This is a genomic window from Zoogloea sp. (genome assembly GCF_041904905.1).
Classification (GTDB): domain Bacteria; phylum Pseudomonadota; class Gammaproteobacteria; order Burkholderiales; family Rhodocyclaceae; genus Zoogloea.
Map to the genome: position 1 here is coordinate 23,453 of NZ_JAYRMI010000027.1, position 23,208 is coordinate 46,660.

The 23,208-nt window shown below is 69.2% G+C and carries 30 protein-coding genes; 16 read left to right on the plus strand and 14 right to left on the minus strand.

Features of this window, described 5'->3' with window-relative positions; translation table 11 throughout:
• Positions 1–31: 31 nt before the first annotated feature.
• Positions 32–472, plus strand: coding sequence for a host attachment protein (locus tag ACE3N6_RS09630; protein ID WP_374245165.1), 441 nt, complete (start codon positions 32–34; stop codon positions 470–472).
• Positions 473–686: 214 nt separating this feature from the next.
• Positions 687–1,517 (plus strand): PEP-CTERM sorting domain-containing protein, encoded by an 831-nt coding sequence (locus ACE3N6_RS09635; protein WP_374245167.1) that lies wholly within the window; start codon positions 687–689, stop codon positions 1,515–1,517.
• Between the two features lie 44 nt (positions 1,518–1,561).
• On the opposite strand, the gene thpR is transcribed toward ACE3N6_RS09635, so the two are convergent.
• The 3 genes from thpR to ispD are packed head-to-tail and all read right to left on the minus strand — an operon-like array spanning position 1,562 to position 3,295.
• Positions 1,562–2,107: an RNA 2',3'-cyclic phosphodiesterase gene (gene thpR, locus ACE3N6_RS09640; RefSeq protein ID WP_374245170.1), complete on the minus strand. Its 546-nt coding sequence runs from the start codon at positions 2,105–2,107 to the stop codon at positions 1,562–1,564.
• Positions 2,100–2,591, minus strand: a complete 492-nt coding sequence (gene ispF, locus ACE3N6_RS09645; protein ID WP_374245172.1) for a 2-C-methyl-D-erythritol 2,4-cyclodiphosphate synthase — start codon at positions 2,589–2,591, stop codon at positions 2,100–2,102. The genes thpR and ispF overlap by 8 nt, the downstream gene beginning before the upstream one ends.
• The gene (gene ispD / locus ACE3N6_RS09650) at positions 2,588–3,295 is read right to left on the minus strand and encodes a 2-C-methyl-D-erythritol 4-phosphate cytidylyltransferase (protein ID WP_374245174.1); all 708 of its coding nucleotides are present in this window, start codon (positions 3,293–3,295) and stop codon (positions 2,588–2,590) included. Before ispD ends, ispF begins: the two co-directional genes overlap by 4 nt.
• A 142-nt stretch (positions 3,296–3,437) precedes the next feature.
• Here ispD and ACE3N6_RS09655 point away from each other — a divergent pair, with 142 nt between their 5' ends.
• Genes ACE3N6_RS09655 through ACE3N6_RS09675 form a run of 5 tightly spaced genes read left to right on the plus strand, consistent with a single transcriptional unit; the run spans position 3,438 to position 7,926 of the window.
• On the plus strand, positions 3,438–4,706 hold the full coding sequence (locus tag ACE3N6_RS09655; RefSeq protein WP_374245176.1) for an MgtC/SapB family protein: 1,269 nt from the start codon (positions 3,438–3,440) through the stop codon (positions 4,704–4,706).
• A gap of 43 nt (positions 4,707–4,749) precedes the next feature.
• On the plus strand, positions 4,750–5,568 hold the full coding sequence (gene amrB / locus ACE3N6_RS09660) for an AmmeMemoRadiSam system protein B (RefSeq protein WP_374245178.1): 819 nt from the start codon (positions 4,750–4,752) through the stop codon (positions 5,566–5,568).
• Positions 5,555–6,124 (plus strand): AmmeMemoRadiSam system protein A, encoded by a 570-nt coding sequence (gene amrA, locus ACE3N6_RS09665; protein WP_374245180.1) that lies wholly within the window; start codon positions 5,555–5,557, stop codon positions 6,122–6,124. Before amrB ends, amrA begins: the two co-directional genes overlap by 14 nt.
• A gap of 4 nt (positions 6,125–6,128) precedes the next feature.
• Entirely contained in the window at positions 6,129–7,208 is a 1,080-nt protein-coding gene (amrS, locus tag ACE3N6_RS09670; RefSeq protein ID WP_374245182.1) for an AmmeMemoRadiSam system radical SAM enzyme, read from the plus strand.
• Between the two features lie 46 nt (positions 7,209–7,254).
• Positions 7,255–7,926 carry a dienelactone hydrolase family protein gene (locus tag ACE3N6_RS09675; RefSeq protein WP_374245184.1) on the plus strand — a complete coding sequence of 224 codons (672 nt, stop codon included), beginning with the start codon at positions 7,255–7,257 and terminating at the stop codon, positions 7,924–7,926.
• Between the two features lie 56 nt (positions 7,927–7,982).
• Here the strand turns inward: ACE3N6_RS09675 and ACE3N6_RS09680 are convergent, their stop codons facing one another.
• The 3 genes from ACE3N6_RS09680 to tadA are packed head-to-tail and all read right to left on the minus strand — an operon-like array spanning position 7,983 to position 9,375.
• Positions 7,983–8,408: a GNAT family N-acetyltransferase gene (locus tag ACE3N6_RS09680; protein ID WP_374245186.1), complete on the minus strand. Its 426-nt coding sequence runs from the start codon at positions 8,406–8,408 to the stop codon at positions 7,983–7,985.
• Positions 8,405–8,884, minus strand: a complete 480-nt coding sequence (locus ACE3N6_RS09685; protein ID WP_374245188.1) for a L,D-transpeptidase family protein — start codon at positions 8,882–8,884, stop codon at positions 8,405–8,407. The genes ACE3N6_RS09680 and ACE3N6_RS09685 overlap by 4 nt, the downstream gene beginning before the upstream one ends.
• The gene (gene tadA, locus ACE3N6_RS09690; RefSeq protein ID WP_374245190.1) at positions 8,878–9,375 is read right to left on the minus strand and encodes a tRNA adenosine(34) deaminase TadA; all 498 of its coding nucleotides are present in this window, start codon (positions 9,373–9,375) and stop codon (positions 8,878–8,880) included. The genes ACE3N6_RS09685 and tadA overlap by 7 nt, the downstream gene beginning before the upstream one ends.
• Before the next feature lie 107 nt (positions 9,376–9,482).
• Here tadA and ACE3N6_RS09695 point away from each other — a divergent pair, with 107 nt between their 5' ends.
• Positions 9,483–12,365, plus strand: a complete 2,883-nt coding sequence (locus ACE3N6_RS09695) for a PAS domain S-box protein (protein WP_374245192.1) — start codon at positions 9,483–9,485, stop codon at positions 12,363–12,365.
• A gap of 22 nt (positions 12,366–12,387) precedes the next feature.
• On the opposite strand, the gene ACE3N6_RS09700 is transcribed toward ACE3N6_RS09695, so the two are convergent.
• The 7 genes from ACE3N6_RS09700 to ACE3N6_RS09730 all read right to left on the minus strand — a co-directional run bounded on the left by ACE3N6_RS09700 (position 12,388) and on the right by ACE3N6_RS09730 (position 16,844).
• Complete coding sequence (locus tag ACE3N6_RS09700; protein ID WP_374245194.1) at positions 12,388–12,885, minus strand: TPM domain-containing protein; 498 nt, start codon at positions 12,883–12,885, stop codon at positions 12,388–12,390.
• Positions 12,885–13,748, minus strand: a complete 864-nt coding sequence (locus ACE3N6_RS09705; RefSeq protein WP_374245196.1) for a YgcG family protein — start codon at positions 13,746–13,748, stop codon at positions 12,885–12,887. Before ACE3N6_RS09705 ends, ACE3N6_RS09700 begins: the two co-directional genes overlap by 1 nt.
• A 37-nt stretch (positions 13,749–13,785) precedes the next feature.
• A complete protein-coding gene (locus ACE3N6_RS09710) occupies positions 13,786–14,403 on the minus strand; it encodes a LemA family protein (protein WP_374245198.1) in 618 nt (205 codons plus the stop codon).
• Positions 14,404–14,513: 110 nt separating this feature from the next.
• The gene (locus tag ACE3N6_RS09715; RefSeq protein WP_374245224.1) at positions 14,514–15,296 is read right to left on the minus strand and encodes a uracil-DNA glycosylase family protein; all 783 of its coding nucleotides are present in this window, start codon (positions 15,294–15,296) and stop codon (positions 14,514–14,516) included.
• 29 nt (positions 15,297–15,325) lie between these two features.
• Positions 15,326–15,772 carry a ribosomal protein S18-alanine N-acetyltransferase gene (gene rimI, locus ACE3N6_RS09720; RefSeq protein ID WP_374245200.1) on the minus strand — a complete coding sequence of 149 codons (447 nt, stop codon included), beginning with the start codon at positions 15,770–15,772 and terminating at the stop codon, positions 15,326–15,328.
• Between the two features lie 2 nt (positions 15,773–15,774).
• The gene (gene tsaB / locus ACE3N6_RS09725; RefSeq protein WP_374245202.1) at positions 15,775–16,473 is read right to left on the minus strand and encodes a tRNA (adenosine(37)-N6)-threonylcarbamoyltransferase complex dimerization subunit type 1 TsaB; all 699 of its coding nucleotides are present in this window, start codon (positions 16,471–16,473) and stop codon (positions 15,775–15,777) included.
• Positions 16,474–16,520: 47 nt separating this feature from the next.
• Entirely contained in the window at positions 16,521–16,844 is a 324-nt protein-coding gene (locus tag ACE3N6_RS09730) for a hypothetical protein (protein WP_374245204.1), read from the minus strand.
• A 163-nt stretch (positions 16,845–17,007) separates the two neighbouring features.
• Here ACE3N6_RS09730 and ompR point away from each other — a divergent pair, with 163 nt between their 5' ends.
• The 8 genes from ompR to ACE3N6_RS09770 all read left to right on the plus strand — a co-directional run bounded on the left by ompR (position 17,008) and on the right by ACE3N6_RS09770 (position 22,300).
• Positions 17,008–17,739 (plus strand): two-component system response regulator OmpR, encoded by a 732-nt coding sequence (gene ompR, locus ACE3N6_RS09735; RefSeq protein ID WP_374245206.1) that lies wholly within the window; start codon positions 17,008–17,010, stop codon positions 17,737–17,739.
• 9 nt (positions 17,740–17,748) lie between these two features.
• The gene (locus ACE3N6_RS09740; RefSeq protein WP_374245208.1) at positions 17,749–19,098 is read left to right on the plus strand and encodes an ATP-binding protein; all 1,350 of its coding nucleotides are present in this window, start codon (positions 17,749–17,751) and stop codon (positions 19,096–19,098) included.
• A gap of 39 nt (positions 19,099–19,137) precedes the next feature.
• Positions 19,138–19,848, plus strand: a complete 711-nt coding sequence (locus tag ACE3N6_RS09745; RefSeq protein ID WP_374245210.1) for an MBL fold metallo-hydrolase — start codon at positions 19,138–19,140, stop codon at positions 19,846–19,848.
• The gene (locus ACE3N6_RS09750) at positions 19,838–20,251 is read left to right on the plus strand and encodes a group II truncated hemoglobin (protein WP_374245212.1); all 414 of its coding nucleotides are present in this window, start codon (positions 19,838–19,840) and stop codon (positions 20,249–20,251) included. Before ACE3N6_RS09745 ends, ACE3N6_RS09750 begins: the two co-directional genes overlap by 11 nt.
• A 143-nt stretch (positions 20,252–20,394) precedes the next feature.
• A complete protein-coding gene (locus ACE3N6_RS09755; RefSeq protein ID WP_374245214.1) occupies positions 20,395–20,931 on the plus strand; it encodes a septation protein A in 537 nt (178 codons plus the stop codon).
• Positions 20,931–21,230 carry a YciI family protein gene (locus tag ACE3N6_RS09760; RefSeq protein WP_374245216.1) on the plus strand — a complete coding sequence of 100 codons (300 nt, stop codon included), beginning with the start codon at positions 20,931–20,933 and terminating at the stop codon, positions 21,228–21,230. Before ACE3N6_RS09755 ends, ACE3N6_RS09760 begins: the two co-directional genes overlap by 1 nt.
• Positions 21,227–21,490 (plus strand): BolA family protein, encoded by a 264-nt coding sequence (locus ACE3N6_RS09765; RefSeq protein WP_374245218.1) that lies wholly within the window; start codon positions 21,227–21,229, stop codon positions 21,488–21,490. The genes ACE3N6_RS09760 and ACE3N6_RS09765 overlap by 4 nt, the downstream gene beginning before the upstream one ends.
• A gap of 30 nt (positions 21,491–21,520) precedes the next feature.
• Positions 21,521–22,300 (plus strand): peptidylprolyl isomerase, encoded by a 780-nt coding sequence (locus ACE3N6_RS09770; protein WP_374245220.1) that lies wholly within the window; start codon positions 21,521–21,523, stop codon positions 22,298–22,300.
• Positions 22,301–22,365: 65 nt separating this feature from the next.
• Here ACE3N6_RS09770 and ACE3N6_RS09775 read toward each other — a convergent pair.
• On the minus strand, positions 22,366–23,208 hold an 843-nt coding region (locus tag ACE3N6_RS09775), incomplete at its 5' end, for a transposase (RefSeq protein WP_374245222.1).

Consider the following 23,208-nt stretch of genomic DNA (forward strand, 5'->3'; position numbering starts at 1 on the left):
TGGCATTTCCGACAAAACTGGAGCGTGATTCATGGCCATTACCTGGATTCTGGTTGCCAACGCAAGCCTCGCCCGTCTGTACGCGAACTTCGGCCCCAAGCAGGGGCTCAAGCTCGTCAAGGAACTCGTCCATCCCGAGAGCCGCATGAAGAATTCCGAGCTGTCCTCCGACCGCGCCGGCCAGATGCAGGCCAGCGGCAGCGGTCATGGCGCCCGCGAGCAGCAGACCCCACCCAAGCTCAACGCCGCCAAGCAGTTCGCCCAGGCTCTGGCCAAGGAGCTTTACCTCGGCCGCAGCCGCAACGAGTTCGCCCGCGCGATCCTCGTCGCGCCGCCGTCTTTCATGGGCATGCTCAACGCCAACCTCGACGGCCCGACCGCCCAGATGGTCACCGACCGCCTCGAAAAGGACTACACCAAGACCACCGAACCCGCCCTCCGGGGCCACCTCGGAAACTGCATCCTCGTCTGACCTCCCCGCGTGCCCCTCGGGCTCCGGCGGCCTGAAACGCCCCGGACATCCTTTTCCCGCCCGAGGGAAACACCGCGCTTTCAGGCGGATGTGATACCCGTCTCATCCGCCTGTTCTTTGCCTCAAACCCACCTGTAATCCGTGAGTTAGTGCCGCAGGCCGCGGCCGGCCGGAGACCTATTCTCGGCGCACCCCATCAAGTTTGGTGCGCATCATGAGAAAAGAACTCCTTACCGGCCTCGCCGCCACCGTCGCCCTCCTCGCCCCGCTCGGCGCCTCTGCGGCCAGCGTGACGATCGACGGCAACTTCACCGACTGGGGCATCGCAAACAACGGCACCACGGCCGGCTGGACGCCCAAGAGCGGCGTCGTCTACACCGTCGAAGATCAGAGCAACGCCATGAACGGTTTCCTCAGCCCCGGCTGGGGCGGTCAGGCCTACGACGCCGAAGCCCTCTACGTCACCTGGCAGACCAAGGCCGACGGCAAGACCTACCTCGACGTGGGCATCGTCACCGGCCACGACCCCAGCACCGCCACCACCGCCAACAGCTACGGCCGTGGCGACATCGCCATCGACTTCGGCAAGAACGGCAGCTGGGATTTCGGCATCCTCACCGCCAACCGCAGCGCCACCCTGCTGCGCGGCGACGTGGTCGCCACCGCCAACGCCGACTGGTCCACCGGCCTGTGGAGTTCGCCCGGCGTGTTTGCGCCGGAATCCTCGCCCTACGTGACCAAGGTGGCCAGCGGCACCGACGTGGGCAATGCCAGCGTCGCGATCTCGAATGCCTTCACCAACATGGGCATCCTGGGTGGCAACCATTGGTTCTACGAAGTGGAGATTCCGGTGGATGCCTTTGGCAGCCACTGGCACGGCATGAACCCGTCCGAAGCCTTCAGCATCCAGTGGACGATGCTGTGCGCCAACGACATCGTGGCCCTCAACGTGGCCGCCACGACCGTCCCCGAACCCGCCATTCCGGCCCTGGTGCTGACCGGCCTTGCCCTGGCCGGCCTCACCCGGCGTCGAACCCCGCACTGAAGAGCGATCTTGAAGGACTTGAGCCGGCACCCGCCGGCTCTTTTTTATTCCAGCGGCCACACGCCCAGCCGCGTGTAGGCCGGCCCGGCCGACGACAGCGCGGAAGCCACCAGCACCCACTCGGTCACCGGCCAGTCGATGGGCGGACAGTCGGGCAGCGCCGCGGCAGGCGCCGCCTTGCGCAAAAGGGTGAGATGGGGAACGAACGGGGGCACGAGCCCGGCCGCCCCAGTGCCGGGCAGGAAACCCGCGGCCGCCAGCACCGCCCGCAGGTCGGCCACCAGCCGGGCCAGCGCAGGCGGGGTCGCCGGGCAGCCGCCCCACACGATGCGGTTGTGGGGCCAGTAACCCAGGCGGTCGATGGTCAGCCGGAAAGCCTCGCCCCGCACCGGGGCCAGCGCCGCGCGCAGTTCGGGCAGACGGCCCTCGGCCACCTCACCGAGAAAGGCCAGGGTCAGGTGGAGCGTCTCGCGGCGCATCCGCCGCCCGCCGCACACCCGCCAGGCATCGGCAGAAACAGCGAAGAGCCGCTCCGCCACTGCCTCCCCCGGCCACAGGGCCAGGAAGAGCCGGCGGGTGGCTTCAGCCATCCACCCGGGCGAGCAGCGCCACCGCCTGGGCAGCGATGCCCTCGCCACGGCCGGTGAAACCGAGCTTCTCGGTGGTCTTGCCCTTCACGTTGATCGCCGCCGGCGCAACGCCCAGGTCGGCGGCGATGTTGGCGATCATCGCCGGCACATGGGGCAGGATCTTCGGCGCCCGGGCGATCACGGTGGCGTCGACGTTCACCGTCTGCCAGCCGGCGGCGCGGGCAGCTGCAGCGGCCTCGCGCAGCAGCACGCGGGAGTCGGCACCCTCGAAGCGCGGATCGGTGTCGGGAAAGTGCCGGCCGATGTCGCCCAGCCCGGCGGCGCCCAGGATGGCGTCGGTGATGGTGTGGAGCAGCACGTCGGCGTCGGAATGCCCGAGCAGGCCGCGGGCGTAAGGAATCGTCACGCCGCCAACGATCAGCGGGCGGCCGGGGACCAGGGCGTGGACGTCGAAGCCCTGCCCGATGCGGAACGGAACGTTCATTCTGTGCCTTCGCGGTGTTGAAGAATCCACTCGGCCAGGTGCAGGTCGAGGGGATAGGTGACTTTCAGATTGGTCGGATCGCCCCGCACCAGCCGCGGACGCAGGCCCATGGCCTCGATGGCGCTGGCCTCGTCGGTGACGTGGCGCGCGCTCTCGAGGGCGCGCTTGAGCATCACGTAGCGGAACATCTGGGGCGTCTGGGCCTGCCACAGGCCATCCCGCGCCACGGTGTCGGCGATGCGGTGGGTGCTGTCCTCGCGCTTCAGGGTGTCGGCCACCGGCACCGCCAGAATGCCGCCCACCTCGTCGTGGGCGAGCGTCTGCACCAGGGTTTCGATGTGCCACGGCGCGAGGCACGGCCGCGCCGCGTCGTGCACCAGCACCCAGTCGGATTCGGCCGCATGCTCGGCAATCGCCCGCAGGCCGTTGAGCACGCTCTCGGCCCGGGACACGCCGCCGCAGAACAGCGGCACCAGACGATCGCCGAACGGCCGCCAGTCGTGACGGTCCCACTCCTGATCGCCCACCGAGAGCACCACGTACACCCGGTCGATCACCGGCGAGGTGCACAGCACGCGCAGGGTGTGGCGGATGAGGGGCTCGCCAAGGAGGGAAAGATACTGTTTGGGCTGCTCGCTCTTCATCCGGCTGCCGCTGCCGGCAGCGGGGACGATGGCGAAGCGACGGCTGGTGTGGGTTCGCATCGCCGCATTTTAACCTCACTCCCGCCGCGGCCGCCCCGACCAACCCGCCCCGCCGCCGGAAAACCGCGTCGCGGCTCGATGCCGGGCTTCAGCTCGGGCCAATCCTGCCGCAAAATGGGACACTACCCCAGTCGAGATCGCCATGCTGTTCTCCCTGCCTTTCGAACCACGCCAGCTCGAAGCCCTCGCCCTCGCCACCGCCATCGGGCTGCTGATGGGGCTCGAACGGGAGCGCCGCCCCGCCGCCCGGGCCGGGGTGCGCACCTTCGGTCTCACCGGGCTGCTGGGGGCGCTGTCGGCGCTGCTGGCCGAACAGCTCGCCACGCCGGCCTTCGTCATCACCGGCTTTGTGCTGGTGGCGGCGATGATCATCGCCACCAACCTGCGCCAGCCCGAACCGGACGATCCCGGCACCACCTCGGTGATCGCCCTGCTGGTGTGCTTCATCCTCGGCGCCATGGTGTGGCTGGGCCACGGACGGCTGGCGGTGATGGCGGCGGTGGGCGCCACCATGCTGCTCTACTACAAGTCGGAGCTGCGCGGCGTGGCGGCCCGGCTCACCGCCCAGGACTGGCGCTCGATCCTGCAGTTCTCGGTGCTCTCGCTGATCGTCCTGCCGATTCTCCCCAACCGCGGCTTCGGGCCCTACGAGGCGGTCAATCCGCATCAGGTGTGGCTGATGGTGGTGCTGATCGCCGGCGTCAGCCTGGCCGGCTACGCCGCGCTGCGCCTGGTGGGCGCCCGCTACGGCGCGCCCTTGCTGGGCCTGCTGGGCGGACTGGTGTCGAGCACCGCCACCACCATGGTCTTCGCCCGCCACGCCCGGGAGAACCCCGCGATGGCCGCCACCGCCACGCTGGTCATCCTCCTCGCCAACCTCATCATGGTGGTGCGCATCCTGGGGATCGCCTGGGCGCTGTCCCAGTCGGTGGTGCCGCTACTGCTGCTGGGTTGCACGCTGGCGATCCTGATCGGCGGGGTGGTGATCGCCCTCAACTGGCGCCAGCTCGCCGGGCGCGACGCCCTGCCGGTGCCCGAAACCCGCAACCCCACCGAGCTGCGCGCCGCCCTCGGCTTCGGCCTGCTCTACGCCGGCGTGCTGCTGTGCGCCGCGTGGCTGTCGGACATCGCCGGACGGGGCGGGCTCTACCTGCTGGCCTTCGTCTCGGGGCTTACCGACGTGGACGCCATCACCCTGTCCACCCTGCGCCTGCTCAGCGTGGGCAAGCTCGAAGCGGCCCCGGCGGCGGTGGCGATCCTGCTGGCGATGCTCGCCAATCTGGCCTTCAAGTCGGCCCTGGCCTTCACCCTCGGCGGGCGCGGCCTGGGCCGCCGGGTGCTGGGCGGCATGCTGGCGGTGGGGGCCGGCATCGCCGGTGGCATCGCATGGTTGGCGCACACCTCCCTATAATGGAATCAAGGCTCGCCCACGGCATTCAAGGCAAGAGGAAATCATGGCTCAAGCGTCACAGCGTCTGCCGGCGGTTGCCGGACTGTTCTACCCGGCCGACCCCCACAGTCTCCACGCCCAGATCTCGGGCTACCTCGCCGGCGCGCTGCCGGCCGAGGTGGTCCATTCACCCAAGGCGATCATCGTGCCCCACGCGGGCTACATCTACTCCGGCGCGGTCGCCGCCAGCGCCTACGCCGAACTCGTCCTGCGCCGCGACATCGTCCGCCGGGTGCTGATCCTCTGCCCCACCCACCGGGTCGCGGTGCGCGGGATGGCCATTCCCGCCGCCCAGTCCTTCGTCACCCCGCTGGGCACGGTGGCCGTCGACCGCGCCGCCTGGCTCGCCGCCCGCGAGCTGCCCGGCGTGCTGGTGGACGACCGCCCCCACGCCGAAGAGCATGCCATCGAGGTCCAGCTCCCCTTCCTGCAATCCACCCTCGATCACTTCGAGATCCTGCCGGTGGCCGTGGGGCAGCTCGACCCCGATCTCGTCGCCCGGCTGCTCGAAGCCCTGTGGGGCGGGCCCGAGACCCTGATCGTCATCAGCTCCGACCTCTCCCACTACCACCCCTACCGCCAGGCCCAGTGGCGCGACAAAGCCACCATCGCCATGATCGCCCAGCTCGACCCCCATCTGGACGGCGAGCAAGCCTGCGGCGCCGGCGCCATCAACGGCCTGCTCATCGCCGCCCAGCGCCATCGCCTTGCGCCCCACCTGCTTGATCTGCGCAACTCCGGCGACACCGCCGGCGACCGCGACCGGGTGGTCGGCTACGCCTCCATCGCCTTCTCCGAAGACCGCAACCATGCCCAGCACTGACAACCCCCTCGGCCGCGTCCTCCTCGCCCAGGCCCGCAAGGCCATCGCCGACGCCCTCGACCTGCCCACCCCGGCAAGCTTCGACGACCCGCAGCTGGCCCAGCGCGGCGCCACCTTCGTCACCCTCACCATCGATGGCGAGCTGCGCGGCTGCATCGGCAGCCTCAACGCCCACCGGGCGCTGGGCATCGACGTGCGCGAGAACGCCGTCGCCGCCGCCCTCTCCGACCCGCGCTTCCCGCCCCTGTCGGCCGATGAGTTCGACAAGGTGCGCATCGAGGTGTCGCTCCTCAGCGAACCGGAATTCCTCGAGTTCCGCGACGAAGCCGACGCCCTCGCCCAGCTCCGCCCGGGCGTCGACGGCGTGATTTTCTTCAACGGCTGCCAGAAGGCCACCTTCCTGCCCCAGGTGTGGGAACAGCTGCCCGACAAGGCCAGCTTCATGGCCGCCCTCAAACAGAAGGCCCGGCTGCCGGTGGATTTCTGGGGGCCCAACGTGATGATCGCGGTGTATCAGGTCCAGAAGTGGTACGAGCCGCCACCCAGCCGGGATTGACACCATGACCGCCCATCCCGCCCGCTACTGGCACGCCCTCGACGACGGCCGCCTGCAGTGCGACCTGTGCCCGCGGGATTGCCGGCTCCACGAAGGCCAGCGCGGCGCCTGCTTCGTGCGCCAGAGGGTCGACGGCAGGATGGTGCTCACCACCTACGGGCGCAGCTCCGGCTTCTGCATCGACCCCATCGAAAAGAAGCCCCTCAACCACTTCTACCCCGGCAGCAGCGTGCTCTCCTTCGGCACCGCCGGCTGCAACCTGGCGTGCAAGTTCTGCCAGAACTGGGACATCTCCAAGAGCCGCGACATGGACCGGCTGATGGACACCGCCGGCCCGGCCGACATCGCCGCGGCCGCCGCCCGCCACCGCTGCCGCAGCGTGGCCTACACCTACAACGACCCGGTAATCTTCGCCGAGTACGCCATCGACACCGCCCTCGCCTGCCGCGCGCAAGGCATTGCCAACGTGGCGGTCACCGCCGGCTACATCCACCCCGACGCCCGGCGCGACTTCTTCGCCGCGATGGACGCCGCCAATGTCGACCTCAAGGCCTTCACCGACGACTTCTACGTGCACCAGTGCGGCGCGCACCTCACGCCGGTGCTCGACACCCTCGCCTGGCTCCACCACGACACCGACGTGTGGGTCGAGATCACCACCCTCCTGATCCCCGGCCTCAACGATTCCGACGCCGAGATCGCCGCACTCAGCCGGTGGGTCGCCACCGAACTGGGCCCCGACGTGCCCCTGCACTTCACCGCCTTCCACCCCGATTACAAGCTCGACCGGATTCCGCCCACCCCGCCCGCCACCCTCACCCGCGCCCGGCGCATCGCCCGCGATGCCGGCCTGCACCACGTCTACACCGGCAACGTTCACGACCCCGACGGCAGCGCCACCTACTGCCCCGGCTGCGGTCAGGTCGTCATCGAGCGCGACTGGTACGCCGTCGGCGCCTACCGGCTCGACGCCCACGGCGCCTGCACCGGCTGCGGCACCCCGCTAGCCGGGCGCTTCGGCGAATTCCACGGCGCTTTCGGCCCGCGCCGTGTTCCCGTTCACATTCGCGCGGAGCACGGGTGACGCATTCCCTTGTCCGCCGGCAAGGGCTCGTGCCATCGTCCCGCCCATGATGAAACTGCGCCACACCGAACTCAGCATTCCCGCCGGCCCGGTCTGGCTGGAAGCGCTCCAGGCCCACGCGCCCGATAGCGCCGGGCTGATCGTCATCGCCCAGACCGCCGTGGGCAACCACCGGGAATCCCGCGAGGCCCACTTCGCCCGACGGCTGCAGGACGCCGGCTTCTCCACCCTGATCTTCGACCTCCTCACCCGCCACGAGGAAAGCCGCGACCCCGACACCCGCTACAACACGCCGCTCCTCGGCCAGCGCATCGACGCCCTGTTTGAATGGCTGCGCCACCAGCCGCCGCTCGTTGGCCTGCCGATCGGCCTGGTGGCAAGTGGCACCGGCAGCGCCGCCGCCGTCCGCGCCCTGGCCCGCGAGCAGGAGATGATCGACGCCTTCGTGTGCCGCGGAGGTCGCCCCGGCCTGGCAGGCATCAGCCCCCTGCGCCAGCTCGCCTGCCCCACCCTGATGATCGTCGGCGGGCGGGACGAGCACCTCCCCAACGTCCGCCAGGCCTTCGACCTGATCGGCGCCCACAAAGCGTGGCAGACGGTGCCCGGCACCGACGAGTTCTTCCGCGAACCCGGCACCCTGGACGCCGCAGCCACCCTCGCCACGGCATGGTTCCGCAGCCACCTGCGGCCACGCTCGACTCACGAAGGCGCGGCCTGACCCTGCCGCCGGTCGCTGCAGTTAAAACCAGATTCGTTGCCTTTAAAACAGAGCGTTTACAGCGCGCGGTGCATCGTCCGGTGGGGCAGGCCGGCCTCCTCGTACTCACCCCCCTCCGGCGAAAACCCAAAACGGGCATAAAAACCCAGCGCGTGGGTCTGGGCGTTGAGCACCACCCGCGCCATCCCCCGCCGCCGCGCCTCGTCGATGAGCGCCCGCAGCAAGGCCGCGCCCACCCCCTGACCACGCCACCCGGCCAGCACCGCCATCCGCCCGATGTGGCCGTCGGGCAGCAGCCGGCCGGTGCCCACGACCGCCGCCCCCACCTGCGCCAGGGCGTGACACGACACGGCATCGAATTCGTCCAGTTCCAGCTCGGCCGGCACCTTCTGCTCATCCACGAACACCGTGAAACGGATCGCCGACGCCTTGTCGGCAAGCTCACCCCAGCTGCCCAGGCGCACCGCCAGCCCGACGCTCACGCCAGAATCTCCACCGGCGTGCCCGCCGGCACCAGATCGAACAACTCGGCCACCTCCCGGTTGCGCATCCGCACGCAGCCGATGGACAGCGGCACCCCCATCGGCTCGGTGTCGGGCGTGCCGTGGATGTAGATGTAGCGGCGCATGGTGTCCACCTCGCCCAGGCGATTCACGCCCGGCTCCTTGCCCGACAACCACAGGATGCGGGTGAGGATCCAGTCGCGCCCGGGCATCTGCGCGCCCACTTCGGGCGTCCACACCTCGCCGGTCGGGCGGCGACCCCGGAAGGCCGCGCCGATCGGCTCGCCCGCGCCGATCTTGGCCCGCACCACATGCCGCCCGCGGGGCGTGCAATGGCTGCCGGTGCGCTCGCCGGGGCCGTTCCTGGCAGTGGAGACCGCGTAGCGCCGGATGCACGCCCCATCGTCGCCGAACAGCTCGAGGGTCTGGGTGGGAATGCGAATGCGGATCAGCACGACGGCGTCGCTCCCGCCAGCCGCTTGCGGCGAGCCGCAAAAAAACCGGACAAAAGTCCGCCGCAGGTGTCGGCAAGCACGCCTCCGGCCACCTCGGCGTGATGGTTTAGGCGTGTCTCGCCGAACAGATCGATTACGCTACCCGCAACACCCGTTTTGGGGTCGCGTGCGCCAAAGACCACCCGGGCAATGCGGGCGTGCATAATCGCCCCCGCGCACATGACGCACGGTTCGAGAGTAACGTAGAGTGTGCAGCCGGGCATGCGGTAGTTTTCCAGCGTGACCGCCGCGTCGCGCAGCGCCATCACCTCGGCGTGGGCGGTCGGGTCGTGACGTCCGATCGGCTGGTTGAAACCGCGCCCGACGATGCGCCCATCGGGCGCCACGATCAACGCGCCAACCGGCACCTCGCCGTTGCGACCGGCCTCCTCGGCAAGATCGAGGGCAAGACGCATGAAGTGCGCGTCCGCCTCGGGACATGGAGAAATCATGGTAAGACCGAAACCGGCTCTTGGATCGAAAAGAACAGATTTTAAAGCACCCACGTGGAAACGCTCGCCCTGACCGCGCCGGCACGCAGCCCGACAGGAACGAACCGATGACGTCCGATCCAGGCCGGGAACCGATGCTCGACGCCCCCGCCACGCCAGCCGCCGCCCCGCCCACCGCCACTGCGGCCGGGCGGCTGCTGCCGCACGCCCCCCCGGCGCTGCTCGCGACACTCTACGCCGCGGCCGCCACCGCGCTCGTGCTGCTCGCAGAGCGCCTGCTGCCCGGCCACGCCACCCCGATCCTGATCGGCGCCACCGCCATCCTGCTGTTCTTCCTGCGCGCCCCGGCCAAGGCGGTCGCGGCGCCCGCCCTCGCCCAGCCCCTGCTCAGCGACGTCCAGCCCGCAGAGTTCGGCGCCGGCCCGCTGCCCGTCGATCCGCCCGCCCTCTTCCGCGAGGCGCTGTCCGATATCCAGCACGTGCTCTACCGCTTCAACCCCACCCACGAGTGCTACGACTACATCTCGGATTGCGCCGAAGCCTGGCTGGGCACCACCACCGACCTGCTGTGCGCCCCCGGCGGCTGGCATCACTTCGCCCGCCGCATCCCCACCGACGATCTGGGCCGGGCCTGGGCGCGGATCAACGAGGCGCTGGCCAGCCCCGGCACCGCCCCGGTAGGCATCACCCTCGAATACCGTCTCGAACCCACCACCGGCAACGCCCTGTGGATCCGCGACAACATGACCCTCCTGCGCAACCCCGACGGCAGCCTCAAGGCCATCGTCGGCAGCGCCATCGACCACACCGCCGAGCGGGTCGCCCGCGACTACCTGCAGGTGATGCTGCGCAGCATCGGCGAGGGGGTGATCGCCACCGACCCGCAAGCGCGGATCGTCCTGATGAACCCGGTGGCCGAAACGCTCACCGGCTGGACCGAAGAGCAGGCCCGGGGCGAAGCCCTCGCCAGCGTCTTCCGCACCGAAGACAGCACCGACGGCCAGACGGTGCTCATCGACCGCCTGGGCCAGCGCCGGCCCATCGCCCGGGGCACGCCGCCCGACGCCGGCCACGCCCGCCTGGGCAAGGTGCTGGTGTTCCGCGACTGCCTGCCCGAGCTGCAGGCCCACTACCGGGCGCTGGTGGAGAACGCCCCGGTCGGCATCTTCCACTACGGCAGCGATCTCAAGATCCGCTACTGCAACAACCGGCTCGCCGACATCCTGCACTCGTCGCCCGCCCAGCTTCAGGGCGTCGACCTCCACGGCCTGGGCGACGAAGCCATCCTGTCGATGCTGCAGCGGGCCCTCACGGGCGAGCCCGGCAGCTACGACGGCCCCTTCGTCTCGCCCCTCTCGACCGACGTCCACATCCTGTCGATCCGGGTCGCGCCCGAGTTCGACGCCACCGGCCGGGTGGTCCTGGGCGGCGTCGGCATCGTCGAGGATCGCACCGCCCACCTCGAAGCCGAAGCCCAGCTGCGCGACACCAAGGAGCGCTACGTGCTCGCCCAGCGCGGCACCAACGAGGGCCTGTGGGATTGGGATCCGACCACCCGCCACCTCTACCTGTCGTCGCGGCTGCTGTCGCTGCTCGGGCTCAAGAGCGACACCCTGCGCACCACCGGCGAGGAATGGCTCAAGCTCATACACCCCGACGACCGCGCCCGCTACCGGGCCGACGTGGTCGCCCACCTGCGGGGCGAGACCGACCACTTCGAATCCGAATACCGGCTCGCCGACAAGGACGGCAAGTTCCACTGGGTGCTCGCCCGCGGCCTCGCCCACCGCAACCAGGAAGGCCGCGCGGTGCGCATCGTCGGCTCCATCGGCGACATCACCGCCCGCAAGCTGGCCGAAGAGCAGCTCAAGGCCGAGCGCGACTTCTCCCGCGGCCTCATCGACAGCCTGCCGGCTCCCTTCTTCCTGTTCGACCAACAGGGCCGGCTGGTGCTGTGGAACCGCTTCGTCTCCGAGCTAACCGGCCTGCCCGACGCGCAGCTCCAGAACGCCGAAGCCGAAAGCCTGGTCATCCCCGAGCAGGAGCCGGTGATGGCCCACCGGATCGAATCCGCCCTGCTCTCCGGCGAGGCATCGGCCGAAGTCATGCTGCGCCGCGCAGACCGCGAGCCGGTGCCCTTCCTGGTGGTGGGCCGCCGGGTCATCCTGGACGGCAAGCCGCACATCGTCGGGGTGGGCACCGACCTCACCGAACGCAAGTTCGCCGAGCGGGCCATCAAGCGCCTCAACACCGAACTCGAACGCCGGGTGGCCGAGCGCACGTCCCAGCTCAGTGCCGCCCTCAACGAGCTGGAATCCTTCAGCTACTCCGTCTCTCACGACCTGCGGGCCCCGCTACGCGCCATCGAAGGCTACAGCGCCATCCTCGGCTCCGACTACGGCGACAAGCTCGACGAAGAGGCCAAGGAGCTGCTGCGCCGGGTCCGCGCCGCGGTCCATCGGATGGGCCAGCTCATCGACGATCTGCTCACCCTGTCGCGGGTCAGCCGGAAAGAACTCGAACGCCGCCCGGTCGATCTCACCCAGCTCGCCCAGGTCATCTGCGAAGAGCTTCGCCAGCAGGAGCCCAACCGCGAGGTGCTCATCGACATCGCCCCCAGCCTGCAGGTCGAAGGCGACCCCAGCCTGATGCGCACCGTGCTCGAAAACCTGCTGGGCAACGCCTGGAAATTCACCGGGCGGGTCGAGCACCCGGAGATCCGCTTCGAGGCCACGCAGCACGAGGGCGTCGAAGCCTTCGTGGTGCGCGACAACGGGGCGGGCTTCGACATGCGCTACCGGGAAAACCTCTTCCGCCCCTTCCAGCGCCTGCACTCCGACCGGGAATTCCCCGGCACCGGCATCGGGCTGGCCACCGTCGCCCGCATCGTTCGCCGCCACGGGGGCGAGGTGTGGGCCGAAGGCGAAGTCGGCCACGGCGCCTCGCTCTACTTCAGCATCGGCCAGACGCCCCTGCTCGGCGGCAACTGACACCACCCGACGGGCGCGCCGCCTACAGCAGCACGGGGCGGTCGGGCAGCTCGTTGGGGTTGTCGGGCGCGGCCGGGAACGGCCCGGCAAGCAGATCGCCCACTGCACGCACGGCAGCCACCGCGCCCTCGCCAAAGCGCCCGTCGCGGAAAGCCGCCTCCATCTGCCGGCACACCGCATCCCAATCGGCCTGAGGCACCCGCCGGGCGATTCCCCGGTCGGCCACGATCTCCACCCGCCGGTCGAGCCACTGGACGTAAATCAGAACGCCGGTGTTCTCCTCGGTGTCCCACACCCCCAGCCGGGCAAACACCGCCACGGCCCGCTCCCGGGCGGAGGTGTCGCGCAGTAGGTCGGGCAGTTCCAGCCCCGCCTCGACCGCAAACCGGATCTCGCCCCGATGGCGGGCCTCCGACGCCTTGACTGCCGCGTCGATGTCGGCCATCGCCGCCCGGCTGAAGGTGCGCCCGAGCACCCACGACGGGGTGAAGAGATGGCGAAGCAAACGTCCGATCCGCATCACCAGCTCCCCGACGAACCGCCGCCGCCAAACCCGCCGCCACCGCCGGACCAACCGCCGCCGCCCCGACCGCCGCCAAAGCCGCCGCCGAAACCGCCGCCACCGATCCACGGGCCGCCGCTGCGCCCGCCGCCGCTGCCGCTCGCCAGCGCGAAGACCAGCGCCAGCACCCCGCCCACCACACCGACCAGCACCACACCGGTCAGCGCCCACGCACCGAAGCCAACCGCGCCGGCCGCCAGGCTCGACCCCACCAGCCGGCCGAAGATCGCCTTGAGCACGCCGCCCAGCACGATGGTGAAGATGATCCCGAGCACCAGCAGCTCCTCCAGCCCGATCTGCCGATCGCCGCCACCGTCCGGGCGGGCGGCAGGCGCCGGCAGCACCTCACCCTCGATGCGCGCCACCAGAGCAGCCACCCCGGCCTCGATACCGCCCGGAAAATCCCCCGCCTTGAAACGAGGCGCCACCGTATCGGCCACAATCTGCCGGGCCACGGCATCGGGCACCGAGCCCTCCAGCCCGTAGCCCACCTCGATGCGCATCCGCCGGTCGTCCCGGGCGATCAGGAAAAGCAGGCCGTCGTCCGCGCCCTTGCGGCCCAGCCGCCACGCCTCGGCCACCCGCAGGGCGTAGGCCTCGACGGGCTCCGGCTGGGTGGTGCGGACGATCAGCACCGCCAGCTGGACGCCCTTATCCCGTTCCAGCTGTACGAGCCGGGCCTCCAGCGCCTGACGCCGATCCTCGGGCAGCAGGCCGACGGTGTCGGTGACGTGGGCGCGGAGCGCCGGGACTGGCTGCAACTCCTGAGCAAAGGCCAGCCCGAAAAGCCCGAGCCACAGCCCGACCAGCAGTCCGATCACGCGCGCCGGCGCCACGGCGGAATGCGCCTTGCCGGGCTTACTGAGCCGGCTTGGCCGGCACCGTGGGCGCGCCGAAATTCACCTTGGGCGCCTCGCTGATGGCCGCCTCGTTCTCCACCGAGAAGTTGGCCTTCGGCTTGGCGCCAACCACCATCGCGGTGAGGTTGTTGGGGAAGGTGCGCACCGTCACGTTGTACTCCTGCACCGCCTTGATGTAGCGGTTGCGGGCCACGGTGATCCGGTTCTCGGTGCCCTCGAGCTGTGCCTGCAGATCGCGGAAGCTGGCGTCGGCCTTCAGGTTGGGATAATTCTCGGCCACCACCAGCAGGCGCGACAGCGCGCCCGAGAGTTCGCCCTGGGCCTTCTGGAACTTCGCCATGGCCTCGGGATCGTTCACCAGCTCCGGCGTCACCTTCATGCCGGCCACGTTGGCGCGGGCCTCGGTCACCCGGGTGAGCACGTCCTTCTCGTGGGCGGCATAGCCCTGCACCACCTGAACCAGATTCGGAATCAGGTCGGCCCGGCGCTTGTACTGATTGAGCACCTCCGACCAGGACGCGCCGACCTGCTCGTCGTCGATCTGGATCTGGTTGTAGCCACAGCCCGACAGGAGCAGCAGCGAGAGGATCATCGACAGGAAGAGCTTGATGCGCATGGTGTGTCCTCGTCTGGTGAAAAAACCGGGAACCGGCGCCCGGGCCGGACATTCTAGCCGCCCGGGTCAGGCCCGAGCCGCCCCCCGTCGGGCGCCATCAAATCTTGCAATCAGACCGCGTCGGCCTTGAGGCGTTTCATCGTGGCCCGGGCAAAGCACAGGTCTTCCCAGGCCTTGGCCTTGTCCGCCAGGTTGCGCAGCAGGTAGGCCGGGTGATAGGTGACCACCACCGGAATCTCGCCGTAGGCAAACAGCTTGCCCCGCGCCGCCGCAATGCGGACCTCCTGATTGAGCAGCGCCTGAGCCGCCGGACGCCCGAGGGCGACGATCAGCCGCGGCTGGATGAGGGCGATCTGGCGCGCGAGATACGGGAAGCAGGCGGCCAGCTCGTCGGTCTCCGGGGTGCGGTTGTTGGGCGGCCGGCACTTGACCGCATTCCCGATGTAAACGTCGCTGCCCCGCCGAAGGCCGATGCTCGCCAGCATGTTGTCGAGCAGGCGCCCGGCCTGGCCGACGAAGGGCTCGCCCCGCTCGTCCTCGTCGGCGCCCGGCCCTTCGCCCACGAAAAGCCAGTCCGCCTGCCGGTCGCCCACCCCGGGCACCGCCTGCTTGCGGCGCTTGCACAAGGCGCAGGCGTCGCAGGCCCGGATGCGCGCCTCCAGCTCCTCCCAGCCCAGCCCGGCGAGGTCGCCGGACGGGACGGGACGCGGGACAGGCGCCACCACAGGCGCCGCCGCCGAGGCGACCGGAGGCGGCATGAAATCGGCCAGCGGCGCCGGCCGGGACGTCGGCACAGCAGGCGCCGGGGCAACCGGCTCGGGGGCGGGCACTTCGGCCGGCAGGTCGTCGACCGGCTCGGCCCCGCGCAGGCGCCACAGGGGCGCCAGCCCCATCTCCCGCAGGATCGCGTCGCGCCGACGGGTCACAGGGGCAACCTCATCACCAGCGCATCCTCGCGGCCGCCCTGCGCCGGGTAGTAGCCCTTGCGCCGCCCGATGGTTTCAAACCCCGCGCCGGCGTACAAGGCCAGCGCCGGCGCGTTGGACGGCCGCACTTCGAGAAAGAGCTGGGCTGCGCCGGCTTCACGGGCACGATCAGCCAGATGGGCCAGCAGCAGCCGGCCAAGCCCACCCCGCTGGCGCCCCGTCACCACGCTGATGTTGAGGATGTGGGCTTCGTCGAGCACCCGCATCAGCACCGCGTAGCCCACCGGCTCGGCGCCGTCGAACATCATCCAGCAGCCGTAGCCCGCGGCAAGGGAGTCGGAAAAGTTGCCCTCCGACCACGGGAACGGGTAAAGCTCCCGATCCTGGGCGGCCACCCAGGCCAGATCGGACGCCTGCATCGGCGCGAAACGGAACGCCGCCACGCTCACGCCTTGCCACCGCGGGCAAGCCGCTCGGCGGTGGTCATCGCCACTTTGTCGCGCACGTAAAGAGGCGCCGCCAGGGCTGCGTCGATGGTCTCGCCGCGCACGAAGCGCTGCGCCGCCAGCCGGGCCACGCTCGACGCCTGGGGCAGCGGCGAGGCGTCGAAGCCCTTCAGGCGCTCGCCAAGGGCGGGCACCAGGGTGTCGCCGTACGCCTTGAACGCCGACCCGAAGCCGAACCACTCGCCTTCCGCCGGCAGCCTCACGTCGGCGGGGGCCGCGCAGGCCGGTGCCAGCCGCTCGATCAGCGCACCGTCCCGGCGCTCATAGGCCGCAAAGTAAACTTCAGACATCCGCGCATCCACGGCGATGAAGATCGCGCCGGACTCATCCGCGCACTGGCTCGCCAGCGCCTCCAGGGTGCCCACCGGAATCGCCGGCTTGTTCGCCCCCATCGCCAAACCCTGCACCACGCCGCAGGCCAGACGCAGACCAGTGAAGGCCCCCGGCCCGGCGCCATAGGCGATGGCGTCCAGATCGGCCAGCGCAACGCCAGCGTCGGCGAGCAGGCCGAGGATCTCGGGAAGAAGGGTTTCTGAGTGGCCGGGGCGACCGGCAACCGACCGCTCGCCGATGCGTTCCCCTTCGAGCAGGGCGACGGAAGCGGTTTCGGTGGAGGTTTCGATGGCGAGGATTTTCATGGCCCGCGCATTCTACCGTTTCCGGCGCGGCGAGCCGCTTCCGGCGTTCAGTCTCGCCGACGCACCGGGCCATACAGATCGCGTCCGGCCTCGTGCACGTCGTTGCGCAGTTGGCGACGCTCTTCAGATGACCAGCGCCGCGGGTTGCGGGCCTCCTCGGCCTCCGGTCGGCGCGGCGGATCGGTCGGGGCAAAACCCTGCGCGTCGCGCAACTGGCCTTGCCGGTCGTAGGGGCCCGCGTAGGAGCGCAGCCACGTCCCAGCCCGCTCGACGCCGTCGGCCGAGGCCGCTGCGGCGGCACCCAGACCCAGCGCGCCGGCCACCAGAAAGCCGAGCGCACGTCGTTTCGAGAATCTCATGAGACGTTCCATGGGGCTGAATCCTAACCTGACCGATTGGATTCTGGCAGCCCCTCCCCGGCATGGAACCCGCCTTTGTAAGGAGATGTTAGACCCCCGAAAACACTTACGTTTGCTTACCCGCCCCCATCCGCCCCGGTGGCGGCCGCGCGGGCGAGGCGCTACGATTCGGCCCATGGAAAAAGAAAGCTACCGCATTCTGGTCGTCGACGACGACCTCCGCCTGCGCGACCTGCTCAAGCGCTATCTCGGCGAACAGGGTTTCACCGTCAAGACGGTGAGCGACGCCGCCCAGATGGATCGCGCCCTGCTGCGCGAGCATTTCGACCTGATGGTCCTCGACCTGATGCTCCCGGGCGAGGACGGCCTGTCGATCTGCCGGCGCCTGCGCGGCACCAACAACCCGATCCCCATCGTGATGCTCACCGCCAAGGGCGACGACGTGGACCGCATCGTCGGCCTCGAGATGGGCGCCGACGACTACCTGCCCAAGCCCTTCAACCCCCGCGAGCTCGTCGCCCGCATCCACGCGGTGCTGCGCCGCCAGCCGCAGACCCCGCCAGGCGCCCCCGCCACCGAGGACGAAGACGTGCGCTTCGGCCAGATCGTGGTGCAGCTGGGCTCCCGGGTGCTGATCCGCAACGGCGAGGAGACCCTGCTCACCACCGGCGAATTCGCGCTGCTCAAGGTGCTGCTCCAGCACCCACGCCAGCCCCTGTCCCGCGACCGCCTGATGGAACTCGCCCGGGGCCGCGAATACGACGTCTTCGACCGCTCCATCGACGTCCAGATCTCCCGCCTACGCAAGCTCATCGAGGAAGACCCCGGCAAGCCCCGCTACATCCAGACGGTGTGGGGTTTCGGCTACGTCTTCGTGCCGGACGGCAACAAGCACACCGCCCAGTAACGCCGGTCCGTGTCGTCGCTTCGCCTCCGCGCCCTCTTGCCCGGCTCGCTGCTGTGGCGGATCTTCCTGCTGGTGGCGGTGCTGATGCTCGCCTCGGTCACCGTCTGGTCCGTCATCTTCAGCCACTTCGATCAGCAGAACAGGGCCCGGCAGACTGCCCAGACCGTCGTCAGCATCATCAACCTCACCCGCACCGCGCTGCTCAACGCCGACCCGGCGCTGCGCAAGGATCTGCTCCTCGACCTCGCCACCCTTGAAGGCATCCGCATCTATCCGGCAGAGCCCCAGGACAAGATCGACCCGCTCGAGGACACCGCCGTGCTCCGCCAAGTGATGACCGACGTGCGCCTGCAACTGGGTGCCGAAACCCGTTTCGGGTCGTCGTGGGAAGGCCTGCCGGGGTTCTGGGTGAGCTTCCGGATCGAGGCCGACGACCCGGCCGACCACAACGACTTCTGGGTGATGCTGCCCGCCGAGCGCATCATCCGCCCCCACGCCCGCGAGTGGATGTGGTGGGGCCTGGCCGCCCTCAGCCTGGCGATGCTCGGGGCCTACATGATCGTCTCGCGCCTCAACCGCCCCTTGCGGGCGATGGCCGGCGCGGCCCGCACCGTGGGCCGGGGCGAGATTCCGCCGCGCCTGTCCGAGAGCGGCCCCACCGAGCTGGCCGATCTGGCCCACGCCTTCAACCAGATGTCCCACGACCTGCAGCAGCTCGACGCCGACCGGGCGCTGATCCTCGCCGGCGTCTCCCACGACCTGCGCACCCCGCTCGCCCGCTTGCGCCTGGGCATCGAGATGTGCGGCGCCGACCCCGCCGACGTGGACGCGATGGTGTCGGACATCGAGGACATGGACCGGATCATCGGGCAGTTCCTCGAGTTCTCCCGCGTCGACGGCGGCGAGGCGCTTGCCGCGGTCGACCTGGGCGACCTGGCCGACGAGCTGGCCGGCGTGTATGCCCGGCGGGGGGTCGCCATCGCGGTCCGGAACGGCGGCGCGCCGCCTGCGCTGGCACGCCCCCAGGCACTGCGCCGGGCCGTCACCAATCTGGTCGAAAACGCCCTGCACTACGCTGGCGGGGCGCCCGAGCTGGAGATCAGGCTGTCCGGCGACCGCCCCGCCCTGCACGTGCTCGACCGCGGCCCCGGCATTCCGGCGGCGGAGACCGAGCGGGTCAAGCGCCCCTTCACCCGACTCGAAGCCGCCCGCAGCAACACCAAGGGCTCCGGCCTGGGTCTGGCCATCGTGGACCGGATCGTCCGCGGGCAGTTCGGCGACTTCCAGCTGGCGCCGCGCCCCGGCGGCGGCCTGGACGCCTGCATCCTGCTCCAGGCTGCGCCCAAGGACCCAAGTTAAAGCTAGAATCGGAGCAATCCCCTTTATGGCGCAAACCCCATGATCTTGTTCCGCCAGTTCTTCGACGAGGCCAGTTCCACGCTGACCTACCTGCTCGCCGATCCCGTCACCGGCGACGCCGTCATCATCGATTCGGTCAAGGCCCACCTGGGCGCCTACATCAGCTTCCTGCAGGAACAGGAGCTGCAGCTCGACTGGATTCTGGAGACCCACATCCACGCGGATCACATCACCGGCTCGGCCGGTCTGCGCGAAGTCACCGGCGCCCGCACCGCCATGGGCCGCGCCGGAGGGGCCGGCTGCGCAGACCGTCTGCTCGGCGACGGCGACACCATCGTCTTCGGCAACCAGGTGATCCGGGTCATCCCCACCCCGGGCCACACTCCCGGCTGCGTCACCTATCAGTGGCGCGACCGCATCTTCACCGGCGACGCGCTGCTCATCGGCGGCTGCGGCCGCACCGACTTCCAGGGCGGCGACGCCGGCCAGCTCTACGACAGCGTCACCGAACGGCTGTTCACCCTGCCCGACGAGACCCTGATCTACCCCGGTCACGACTACCGCGGCGCCCGGGTATCCTGCGTCGTCCAGGAAAAGGAAAGCAACCCCCGCTTCGTCGGCCACAACCGGCAGAGCTTCATCGAGCAGATGGCAGCCCTCAGCCTGCCCCGCCCCGAAATGATGGACGAAGCGCTGCCCGCCAACCTCAACTGCGGCCGTAGCCGCTCGCTGGATGTCCATGGCACCTGAGCAAGCCTCCACCGCCTACGCCCTGCTCGGCGGCGAAGCCACCCTGCGCCGCCTGGTGCACCGCTTCTACGAACTGATGGACACGCTGCCGGAAGCCTGGGGCATCCGGCAGATGCACCCGGAAGACCTGTCCAGCTCCGAAGAAAAGCTGTTCATGTACCTGAGCGGCTGGCTCGGCGGCCCACCGCTCTACGAGCAGGCCAACGGCCATCCCCGCCTGCGCGCCCGCCATCTGCCCTTCACCATCACCACCGCCGAACGCGACCAGTGGCTGATGTGCATGAATCTGGCGCTCGACGAGATCCTGCCCGATCACCCGCTCCGCCCGCGCCTGTGGGGCGCCATCGAAGGCCTGGCCGATCACATGCGCAACAAGGCTGATCCACCGGAGCCCCGTGAGTAAATCGCCCGCCGTTTTCGGCCGGGCGCTTCCAGTATCGGCTGTAATTCGGTACAGTACAACCGTTCACGACCGACGGGGCATTGCCCTGCCCGCCACCCCGTCCGTCGCCAAACCGGCAACCCGTTGAGCCCCTGCGTCCCGCGATGAAATTTCTCTTCGACCTGTTCCCGATCATCCTGTTCTTCGCCGCCTACAAGTCGGCAGGCATCTTCGCCGCCACCGCCGTGGCGATCGCCGCCACCGTGGGGCAGATCGCCTGGGTGTGGTTCCGTCATCGCAAGGTCGACACCATGCTGTGGGTCAGTCTGGCCATCATCGGCATCTTCGGCGGCGCCACCCTGGTCTTCCAGAACCCCACCTTCATCAAGTGGAAGCCCACCGTGCTGTACTGGTTCTTTGCCGTGGCGCTGATCTTCTCGGCGCTCGTGCTCCACAAGAACCTCATCCGCAAGATGCTCGAGGCCCAGCTCAAGCTGCCCGACCCCCTGTGGCAGCGCGTCAATTTTGCCTGGGCAGGCTTTTTCGCCCTGATGGGCGTCCTCAACCTGTTTGTCGCCTACAATTTTTCCGAAGAAACCTGGGTCAACTTCAAGCTGTTCGGCGGCATGGGCCTGATGCTCGTGTTCGTGCTGGCCCAGGGAATGCTGCTGTCCCGCTACATTGAAGAGGAACCCAAGTAATGCTGTATGTCCTGATCGGCGAAGACGCCCCCGGCTCCCTGGACAAGCGTATGGCCGCGCGCCCTGAGCACGTTGCCCGCCTCCAGGCCTTGCAGGCCGACGGCCGGCTCGTCCTGGCCGGCCCCTGCCCTGCCATCGACTCGCCCGACCCCGGCCCGGCCGGATTCACCGGCAGCGTGATCGTCGCCGAGTTTCCCTCGCTGGCCGATGCCGAAGCCTGGGCCGCCGCCGACCCCTACATCACGACCGGGGTATTCACCCGCTGCACCGTCAAACCCTTCCGGAAGACCCTCCCGTGAGCGTCACGGACGAAATCCGCCGGCGCCTCGAAGTGCTTGCGCCGCTCAGGCTCGAACTCATCGACGACAGCGCCCTGCATGCCGGTCATGTCGGCGCCCGCTCCGGCGGCGGTCATTACCGCCTGTCCATCGTATCGGCCGCGTTCGCCGGTAAGAACACCGTCGCGCGCCACCGCCTGATCTACGATGCCCTTGGCGAGATGATGCGCAAGGAAATCCACGCCCTCGCCATCCAGGCCGATACCCCGCAAGACCACTGAACACCCCTACACACCCAGCAAGGAAAACCGATGAAAACCCTCCCGAGCCGTCTGGTCGTCTCCCTCTTCGCGGCCTTTGTCGCCCTGCCCGCCCTTGCCCAGACTGCGGCCACCGTCAATGGCACCGCCATTCCCCAGGCCCGCGCCGACGTGATGATCTCGGAGCAGAAGGCTCAGGGCGCCCCTGACTCCGAACAACTGCGCAACGCCGTCAAGGAAGAACTGGTCCGCCGCGAGATTCTGTCCCAGGAAGCCCGCAAGAAAGGCTTCGAGAAGAACGGCACAGTCCAGGCCCAGATGGATCTGGCCCGTCAGGCCATCCTCATCCGTGCCTACCTGCAGGATTACGTCAAGACCCACCCGATCTCCGACGCCGACGTGAAGGCCGAGTACGACAAGATCAAGTCCCAGCTTGGCGACAAGGAATACAAGGCCCGCCACATCCTGGTCGAGAAGGAAGAAGACGCCAAGGCCATCATCGCCAAACTCGAGAAGGGCGAAAAGTTCGACGAGCTCGCCAAGCAGTCCAAAGATCCGGGCTCCCGCGAAAAGGGCGGCGATCTGGGCTGGGCCAACCCGGCCAGCTTCGTGAAGCCGTTCGCCGAAGCACTCACCAAGCTCGAAAAGGGCAAGATCACCGCCACCCCGGTGAAGACCGACTTCGGCTACCACGTCATCAAGCTCGAAGACAGCCGCGCCCTCAAGGCACCGGCTTTCGACGAAGTGAAGGGCCAGCTCAAGCAACGTCTTGAGCAGCAGAGTGTCGAACGCCATATCGCCGACCTACGCGCCAAGGCAACCGTCAAGTAACCCGACGAACCTCGCCTGAAAAGCCGACGCTGGTGCGTCGGCTTTTTTAGTCGGTCCTGAAATATTCAATTCGCCGCTTCCAGCCCCCAGCCTGACGGCCAGGCCGCGTTGTCGCTGACCACCCGCCCAAGCATCCCAACCAGAAGCCAGAGCGCAAAAAGGGCCTTCAGCCCCAGACGGGCCACCGCCCGCATCAGCCAACGCAGGTTGTACCCGGCAGCACACAGCACCGGGTGCAGCACATCCCCTTCCGATCCTTTCAGCCAGTTCCGCCGTAGTCCGCAGTCGTCCTTCAGGTGCCCGATCACGGGTTCCACCGCCTGACGGCGTTTGGGCAGACGGCGGGCCTGGGCGCTCAGACTCTTGATCCGGCCGCGGTGAATGATCTCGACTCCCGGCACTTCAACCCCCCGATAGCCCAGATCGACGATGGCGGTGTGGGGCTTCGGGGCGCCTTTGACGTCCTGCATCAGGATCGTCGCCTGCTCGATCTGCTCGGCGAGGGTGTGGCCGTCGTAGGGGTTGCCGGGAAAGGCCCGGGCGCCGACGATCAGGTTGCCTTTCTCGGTGGTGGCGATACCCACCTTGACCCCGAATTCGTAGGGCTGGCGGGCCTTGCCCTTGCCAATGCACTCGACTTCCGGCGCGTGCAGGGCGTAGAGCTTGTTCTTGTCCTTGGGCCGCTGGGTGTGGATGCGCCGGGCCCGCTCGAGCCACAGGGTGGTGATCTCCTTCATGCCGTCAGCCAGCGTCGGCAAACGGCGTTCCAGGTCACGCATGACCCGGCCCAGGATCGTGCGCTGGCGCTTGAGCACCCGGCGCAGGCGCCGGTACTGTTTGGCGTGGGCGTAGCCGCCGGCCCGCCGCTTGAGGCTGCGGCCTTCCTTCTCGAAGGTCTGGCGCAGCAC

Excerpts from the sequence above, each read along its gene's own strand:
- ACE3N6_RS09710 (WP_374245198.1), bottom strand. The coding sequence starts at position 14,403 with ATGCGCATCAAGCTCTTCCTGTCGATGATCCTCTCGCTGCTGCTCCTG.
- thpR (WP_374245170.1), bottom strand. The coding sequence starts at position 2,107 with ATGGCTGAAGCCACCCGCCGGCTCTTCCTGGCCCTGTGGCCGGGGGAG.
- ACE3N6_RS09730 (WP_374245204.1), bottom strand. The coding sequence starts at position 16,844 with ATGGAACGTCTCATGAGATTCTCGAAACGACGTGCGCTCGGCTTTCTG.
- ACE3N6_RS09715 (WP_374245224.1), bottom strand. The coding sequence starts at position 15,296 with ATGGGGCTGGCGCCCCTGTGGCGCCTGCGCGGGGCCGAGCCGGTCGAC.
- ispF (WP_374245172.1), bottom strand. The coding sequence starts at position 2,591 with ATGAACGTTCCGTTCCGCATCGGGCAGGGCTTCGACGTCCACGCCCTG.
- ompR (WP_374245206.1), top strand. The coding sequence starts at position 17,008 with ATGGAAAAAGAAAGCTACCGCATTCTGGTCGTCGACGACGACCTCCGC.
- ACE3N6_RS09695 (WP_374245192.1), top strand. The coding sequence starts at position 9,483 with ATGACGTCCGATCCAGGCCGGGAACCGATGCTCGACGCCCCCGCCACG.
- amrS (WP_374245182.1), top strand. The coding sequence starts at position 6,129 with ATGACCGCCCATCCCGCCCGCTACTGGCACGCCCTCGACGACGGCCGC.
- ACE3N6_RS09635 (WP_374245167.1), top strand. The coding sequence starts at position 687 with ATGAGAAAAGAACTCCTTACCGGCCTCGCCGCCACCGTCGCCCTCCTC.
- ACE3N6_RS09760 (WP_374245216.1), top strand. The coding sequence starts at position 20,931 with ATGCTGTATGTCCTGATCGGCGAAGACGCCCCCGGCTCCCTGGACAAG.
- ACE3N6_RS09700 (WP_374245194.1), bottom strand. The coding sequence starts at position 12,885 with ATGCGGATCGGACGTTTGCTTCGCCATCTCTTCACCCCGTCGTGGGTG.
- amrB (WP_374245178.1), top strand. The coding sequence starts at position 4,750 with ATGGCTCAAGCGTCACAGCGTCTGCCGGCGGTTGCCGGACTGTTCTAC.
- ACE3N6_RS09675 (WP_374245184.1), top strand. The coding sequence starts at position 7,255 with ATGATGAAACTGCGCCACACCGAACTCAGCATTCCCGCCGGCCCGGTC.
- ACE3N6_RS09655 (WP_374245176.1), top strand. The coding sequence starts at position 3,438 with ATGCTGTTCTCCCTGCCTTTCGAACCACGCCAGCTCGAAGCCCTCGCC.
- ACE3N6_RS09745 (WP_374245210.1), top strand. The coding sequence starts at position 19,138 with ATGATCTTGTTCCGCCAGTTCTTCGACGAGGCCAGTTCCACGCTGACC.
- ACE3N6_RS09770 (WP_374245220.1), top strand. The coding sequence starts at position 21,521 with ATGAAAACCCTCCCGAGCCGTCTGGTCGTCTCCCTCTTCGCGGCCTTT.
- ispD (WP_374245174.1), bottom strand. The coding sequence starts at position 3,295 with ATGCGAACCCACACCAGCCGTCGCTTCGCCATCGTCCCCGCTGCCGGC.
- ACE3N6_RS09750 (WP_374245212.1), top strand. The coding sequence starts at position 19,838 with ATGGCACCTGAGCAAGCCTCCACCGCCTACGCCCTGCTCGGCGGCGAA.
- tadA (WP_374245190.1), bottom strand. The coding sequence starts at position 9,375 with ATGATTTCTCCATGTCCCGAGGCGGACGCGCACTTCATGCGTCTTGCC.
- amrA (WP_374245180.1), top strand. The coding sequence starts at position 5,555 with ATGCCCAGCACTGACAACCCCCTCGGCCGCGTCCTCCTCGCCCAGGCC.
- ACE3N6_RS09755 (WP_374245214.1), top strand. The coding sequence starts at position 20,395 with ATGAAATTTCTCTTCGACCTGTTCCCGATCATCCTGTTCTTCGCCGCC.
- tsaB (WP_374245202.1), bottom strand. The coding sequence starts at position 16,473 with ATGAAAATCCTCGCCATCGAAACCTCCACCGAAACCGCTTCCGTCGCC.
- ACE3N6_RS09630 (WP_374245165.1), top strand. The coding sequence starts at position 32 with ATGGCCATTACCTGGATTCTGGTTGCCAACGCAAGCCTCGCCCGTCTG.